The 6,462-nt window shown below is 67.0% G+C and carries 6 protein-coding genes; 3 read left to right on the forward strand and 3 right to left on the reverse strand.

From position 1 onward, the window contains the following. Positions 1-443 (reverse strand): CBS domain-containing protein (locus tag HKK72_RS34365; RefSeq protein ID WP_187238586.1); only part of this gene is annotated, 443 nt, incomplete at its 3' end. Positions 444-596: 153 nt separating this feature from the next. Between HKK72_RS34365 and HKK72_RS34370 the strand changes: the two genes are divergently transcribed. Together HKK72_RS34370 and HKK72_RS34375 are read left to right on the forward strand one after the other, a co-directional pair. Then, the gene (locus tag HKK72_RS34370; protein ID WP_187238587.1) at positions 597-1,847 is read left to right on the forward strand and encodes a cation:proton antiporter; all 1,251 of its coding nucleotides are present in this window, start codon (positions 597-599) and stop codon (positions 1,845-1,847) included. Positions 1,848-1,935: 88 nt separating this feature from the next. Then, a complete protein-coding gene (locus tag HKK72_RS34375; protein WP_187238588.1) occupies positions 1,936-3,213 on the forward strand; it encodes an ArsB/NhaD family transporter in 1,278 nt (425 codons plus the stop codon). A gap of 45 nt (positions 3,214-3,258) precedes the next feature. Here the strand turns inward: HKK72_RS34375 and HKK72_RS34380 are convergent, their stop codons facing one another. Next, a complete protein-coding gene (locus tag HKK72_RS34380; RefSeq protein WP_187238589.1) occupies positions 3,259-4,908 on the reverse strand; it encodes an ABC transporter permease in 1,650 nt (549 codons plus the stop codon). Further along, positions 4,905-5,861 carry an ATP-binding cassette domain-containing protein gene (locus HKK72_RS34385; RefSeq protein ID WP_187238590.1) on the reverse strand — a complete coding sequence of 319 codons (957 nt, stop codon included), beginning with the start codon at positions 5,859-5,861 and terminating at the stop codon, positions 4,905-4,907. Before HKK72_RS34385 ends, HKK72_RS34380 begins: the two co-directional genes overlap by 4 nt. A 101-nt stretch (positions 5,862-5,962) precedes the next feature. On the opposite strand from HKK72_RS34385, the gene HKK72_RS34390 reads away from it, so the two are divergent. Further along, the coding region (locus tag HKK72_RS34390) for a GbsR/MarR family transcriptional regulator (RefSeq protein WP_222721508.1) at positions 5,963-6,462 on the forward strand (500 nt) is incomplete at its 3' end.

Here is a 6,462-nt window from a genome sequence, read left to right on the forward strand (position 1 = left end):
TGGGTCAGCAGTTGGTCGACGGTGATGGCTCCGATCATGGGTGCGTCGGTGCGGCGCGGGTCATCGGCGACGGCGACGATGGGGCTGCGGGTCGAGGCCATGACGCTGGCGATCTCGATGGCGGTGGCGTTGGCGTCCACGATCGGCGGTGGGGTCCGCTCGCTCGGCAGCAGGTCGGCGACTTGCTTGTCGGCCAGTTTGACGCAGAGCTGGTCGGCGTGGGTCTCGTCGTAGACGCGGGCGAGGGCGGGGTCGTCTTGGACGTAGCGGGGGATGACGGCACGCAGGAGTAGTGGGCCGGGCAGCACCGCTTGCGGCCGACGGTCGGCGTCGATAACGATCAGGCCGGGAAGCCGGTGTTCGGCCAGCAGCCGGGCGGCCTCAAGGGCGCTGCTGTCGGGGGTCACGGTGGGGAAGTCGGTGGCAAGCTGTCGGGCGCGCACCAGCCTCACGGTATCCGAGAAGCGCCCCGGCGGGAGAGCGGGGTGTCCCCGTAGGTAATGCGTAGGAATCGCGTCAATATGCCGTTAAGATCTTAGCTGGAGCGCCGGGAAGTCTGGTCGGCAAGTCTGTCAGCTTTTTCCCGAAGGGCTCCCATGACGTCGCTGCTTGTCGCGTTCGCCGCCGTTCTGTTGCTGGCCGTGCTGGTGTCGAGTCTGGCTCATCGCACGATCCTGTCCACGGCCGCGCTGTTTCTCGTCGCCGGGTTCGTCCTGGGTGACGGGGTGAGCGGGGTGGTGTCGCTTCGGCCGGGCGACCCGGTGGTGGGGACCCTGGCGGAGCTGGCGTTGTTCGCGGTGTTGTTCACCGATGGGATGCGGGTCGGCTGGGCGGATCTGCGCAGCGCGTGGCGGCTGCCCGGCCGGGCTCTCGGCTGGGGATTGCCCCTGACGCTGCTGGTGACCGCGCTGTGCGCTCACTATCTGGTCGGTCTGGGCTGGGCCGAGTCGTTGCTGATCGGTGCGATTTTGGCGCCGACCGATCCGGTCTTCGCCGCTGCGTTGGTCGGGGATGACCGCGTGCCGCCGCGGCTGCGCCACCTGCTGAACGTGGAGTCCGGCGTCAACGACGGCTTGGCGCTTCCGTTCGTGGTGGTGTTCTTGGCGATCGCGGCCGGCTCGGAGGATCTGCATCTGGGCGAGCTGGGGCTGGAGCTGATCGTGGGCGTTGCCATCGGAGTGCTGGTGCCGCTAGTCGCGATCTTGCTGGAGCGGACCCGGCTGTTTTCGGCCTCCATCCAGTACGAGCCGCTGAACGCGATCGCGATCGGGCTGCTGGTGCTGGCGCTGGGCAAGGCCACGCACGGCAACCTGTTCCTTGCCGCGTTCGCCGCCGGGATCACGGTCGCGACCTTCGGCGAGCGGCAGCGCGAGTCGTTCGAGCACTTCGGCGAGCTGATCGCCGAGCTTTTGAAGCTGGCGGCGTTGCTGGTGTTCGGGGCGCTGATCACACCGGGCCTGCTGGGTGAGATCGGCTGGAACGGATGGGCGTTCGCGGTGCTGGCGTTGGTGGCCGCCCGGCCGCTGGCGATCTGGATCGCGTTCTGGCGGTCGCGGCTGTCCGGGCGCGAGCAGGCGGCGATGATGTGGTTCGGCCCGAAGGGTTTCGCCTCGGTCGTCTACGCACTGCTGGTGCTGGAGTCCGGCATCCCCGCCGCAGACAAGATCTTCCATCTCGCGGCCGTAACGATCGTCGCCTCGATCCTCGCGCACTCCTCCACCGACATCGTCGTGGCCCGCTGGTTCGACGACGAGCACGAGGTCCCCACCTGGTTCGGCCGCGCCCGCACATTGATACGCCGCCCCAGCGCGACCAAGTCACCACGCACTCAACAGGACGACCTGTGATGAACCTGGTTACTGTGGTGACTGGTGTGCCGGGAAGTCTGGTCGGCGTCTCAGCCATTTCCGCCGTTTCAGCCGTTCAGGAGTCGCCTTGGCCGCCGTAGCCGCTATCTCGATCTTTGTCGTCGCCTATGTGCTGATCGCGACGGAGAAGGTCGATCGCACCAAGGTGGCGCTCGGCGGCGCGGCGTTGATGCTGCTGTTGCACATCACCGACGCCGACAAGGCCTTCTTCGACTCGCACACCGGTGTCGACTGGAACGTCGTGTTCCTGCTGCTCGGCATGATGATCATCGTGTCGGTGCTGCGGCAGACGGGTGTGTTCGAGTACGTGGCGATCTGGGCCGCCAAACGCGCCCGCGGCAAGCCCTACCGGTTGATGGTGATGCTAGTACTGATCACTGCGGTCGCCTCGGCGCTGCTGGACAATGTCACCACCGTGCTGCTGATCGCCCCCGTCACCTTCCTGGTGTGCGAACGACTCGCTTTGCCGGTGGTGCCCTACCTGATCGCCGAGGTGATGGCCTCCAACATCGGCGGCACCGCCACCCTGGTCGGGGACCCGCCCAACATCATCATCGCCAGCCGAGCCGGGCTGTCGTTCAACGACTTCCTCATCCACCTCGCCCCACTGGTGGTCGTCCTGCTCGTTGTGTTCTGCCTGATGTGCCGCTGGCTGTTCCGGTCGGCGTTCACCTATGACCCAAAGCGGGCCCGCGATGTTATGGCCCTGGAGGAGAAAGAGGCCATCACCGACGGCCGGCTGCTCGTCCAGAGCCTGGCTGTGCTGGGCGTGGTGGTCGCCGCGTTCGTGCTGCACCCCGTGCTGCACTACGAGCCCTCGGTCGTCGCCCTGCTCGGCGCCGGGCTGCTGGTCGCCGCCACCCGTGTCACCACACAGCAGGCCCTGGAAGAAGTCGAATGGCCCACGCTGGTGTTCTTCGCCGGCCTGTTCGTCATGGTCGGCGGACTGGTCGAGACCGGAGTCATCGGCGACATCTCCAAGGCCGCCGCCGACACCACCGAAGGCCGCCTCGGGTTCGCCACGATGCTGCTCCTGTGGGCCTCGGCCGGCCTGTCGGCCATCGTCGACAACATCCCCTACGTCGCCACCATGAGCCCCATCGTCGCCGACCTCGTCGCCAAGGCCGGCCCGGACGGCCAAGTGCTCTGGTGGGCACTCGCCCTCGGCGCCGACCTCGGCGGCAACGCCACCGCCATCGGCGCCAGCGCCAACGTCGTCGTCCTCGGCATCGCCGCCAAGAACGGTGCCCCCATCAGCTTCTGGACCTTCACCAAATACGGGCTCCTGGTCACCCTCGTCACCGTGGCCCTCGCCACGCCCTACCTCTGGCTCCGCTACCTGTAATCAGAATGCCGGGTGGCGGCGAAGGCCCGCCGCCACCCGGTTCTGTTAATTCGATTGCAGGTCGCGGCGGCGGAATCCTGCCAGTCCGAGGGTGATGAGGCCGAGAGCGATCGCGGTGAGGAGGATGAGGGGGAGCGGGCGTAGTTCTGCGGCGGGGAGTTGGGGGATGTGCTCGAAGGGGGAGAGGTTGAGCATCCAGTCGGGGAATTTGAGAAGGCCCCCGAGCATGCCGATGGTGAGGCCGTAGGCCAGGATCGCCCAGGCCAGGGCGGTGGCTCGAGGGAGAAGCCCGAAGAGTGCGATGGCCAGTGCGGCACTGACCCATATGGCGGGTGTGTAGGCGAGCGCCGCACCGAGCACTTTGGGCAGCAGCTCGGAGTCGTCTGCGGTGACGGCGGCGCTGGTGCCCAGGCCCAGGGCGCTGAGCAGCAGTAGCCAGGTGCCACCGATGGCTGAGATGGCCAGGTGGCTGTTCAGCCAGCGGGTGCGGGATACGGCGGTGGCGAGCACGGGTTCGGCTCGGCCGGTGGTCTCTTCGCTGCGTGGTCGCTGGGCGGCGATGATCGCGTAGATCGAGCAGACCATGGCGAGCATGGAGATGATCATGGCCAGGAATGATTCGGTCAGGTCGGCGCCGGGGATTCGTGCGATCCACTCTTGGAGCGCTTTGTTCTCGGCGAGCGTCGCTTCCACGTCGCTGATGAGCGTTCCGTACATGAGGCCGAACAGCAGCATCGCGATGCTCCACCAGATCAGAGAGGCGCGTTGCAGCCGCAGGGCGAGGCCGAGCGGTGTGCCCAGAAACCGTGACGCGGTCTGCGGTCCGGGGCGGGGTCGTAGGAGTCCGGCGCCGACATCGCGGCGGGAGGTCAAGGCGAACGCCACGTACACGAGCACGGCCGACAGGGCCACGGGCGGGAGCAGGGGCCACCACCGGTCATCGACGTAGGCGCTGGTGGCCTGGGTCCAGCCGATCGGGGACAGCCAGGACAGCGCGCCGTTGCCCAGATCGCCGGCGGCGCGGAGGGCGTAGGCGATGCCGATCAGAGCGCCGGCCAGGCCGGAGGCGCCTCGGGCGTTCTCGCTGATCTGCGCGGTGACCGCGGCGATGGCGGTGAAGACCAGACCCACGCCGGTGAGTGCGGCGCCGAAGAGCAACGACCCTTCCCACGTGATGCTCTCCACACCACTGCCACCCAGCCCGATCGCGATCAGCCCGCCGAGCACGATGTTGGCACCGCCGACCACGAACAACGCAGCGGCTAGGGGCGCGTGGCGGCCCACGACCGAGGCGCGTACTAGCTCGGCGCGGCCGGTCTCCTCCTCGGCCCGGGTGTGCCGGACGAACAGCAGTAGGCTCATCAACGCCACGAAGATCGCGGTAAATCCGATCATCTCGTTGGTCATCATCGCGCCGAAGGTGTAATCGTCCAGGCCATGACCCGGACCGCTGAGCGCGATTCCAGTGGGATTGCGCATCAGCTCCGCGCGAGCCTGCCGGTCGGCCGGGTCGGCATAGCTGCTGGGGAAGCTTGTGGCCGTCGACACGGTGACGAGCGTCAGTACGGCGATCCATACCGGGAGACGGATCCGGTCACGGCGCAGGATGAACCGAATGAGCGCCGCAGTGCCCGTCAGCGTAGCGCCGCCCGTGGACGCCGTTTCAGTGGGCGCTTTGAGGGTTGCGGTGGTCATCGAGAGGCCCCCGCGTCTGGTGTGACCCCGCCGGCCCCACCCGAGGGCCGTGGGACCCCGTTGGCGACGAGTTCGTCACCGTAGTGCCGCAGGAAGAGTTCTTCCAGGGTAGGTGGCTGGCTGACCAGGCTGCGCAGCCCGAACCCGTTCAGCCGGCGAATCGCCTCCTCCAAATGTTCGCCGTCGACGTCGAAGCGCACCTTGGAGCCGTTGACACTGGTGTTGTGCACGCCGGGCGACTCGGCCATGCCCACCACCGGACGGGCGGTTTCGGCCTCGATCGTGGTTCTGGTCAGGTGCCGCATCTCGCTCAGCGCCCCGCTTTGGACGATCTTCCCCAGCCGGATGATGCTCACCCGATCGCACAACTTCTCGACCTGCGCGAGGATGTGGCTGGACAGCAGCACGGTGCGTCCGGCTGCCTTGGCCTCGAAGATGCACTCCTGGAACACCGCCTCCATCAGCGGATCCAGACCGGCGGTGGGCTCGTCCAGGATCAGCAGCTCGGCGTCGGAGGCGAGCGCGGCCACCAGGGCCACCTTCTGCCGGTTCCCTTTGGAATAGGTGCGGCCCTTCTTCGAGGGGTCCAGATCGAATCGCTCGCACAGTTCGTCGCGACGCGCCCGGTCCAACCCGCCGCGCAGCCGTGACAGCAGGTCGATGATCTGTCCCCCGGACAGGTTCGGCCATAGGTCCACATCGCCTGGCACGTATGCCAGCCGGGGATGGAGTCTGACCGCGTCCTTCCAAGGATCGCCGCCGAGTACCGTGGTGTGGCCTGAGTCGGCTCGCAGGAGACCGAGCAGGATGCGGATGGTCGTGGACTTGCCTGCGCCGTTCGGGCCCAGGAAGCCGTGCACCTCTCCGGTAGCGACGTTCAAGTCGAGCTCGTCCAACGCACGGGTTCGGCCGAAGGTCTTCACCAGACCCACGATCTCGATGGCAGTCGTCATGCCGAGGACGCTACACCGTTTTTACACTTTCGTGAAGGCACTAAAGTTCATTGAAATGCTAGAGTCATGTCACCTTGTGTGACGTCGCCACCGGGAGGGCCGTGCTCACTCCGTCAGACCCTGTAGAGCCCTATGACGTCAGGCTCCTGCAGTTCGTGGAGAAGTTCGCGCTGCTTCTGCACGAGAGTGGGATGCCGCGCATGTCGGCGCGGGTGTTCGCCTACGTGTTGGCTGACGACGCCGAGATCTATACCGCCGGTGAACTCGCCGCCGGACTTCAGGTCAGCCCTGCTGCGATCTCCATGGCCGTACGGCATCTCGTCCAGATCGGCCTGCTCGCCCGCGAACGCCAACCCGGCGCCCGCACCGACCACTACCGCGTCTACGACGACGATGTCTGGTCGGCCATCACCTTGCAGCGTGTTCCGCTGCTCAAGCGTTCTGAGGACTTTCTCGCCGAGGGGCTCGAACTCCTCGACCCCGACCGGCCAGGGGGCCGGCGCATCCACGAAACCCTCGAGTTCTACCGCTTCTTCCGCACCGAGATGCCACTCCTGGTGGAGCGGTGGCAGAACCACCGCCAACGTCACCGGCTAGGTCC

The sequence above is a fragment of the Actinomadura sp. HBU206391 genome (assembly GCF_014323665.1).
Classification (GTDB): domain Bacteria; phylum Actinomycetota; class Actinomycetes; order Streptosporangiales; family Streptosporangiaceae; genus Actinomadura_C.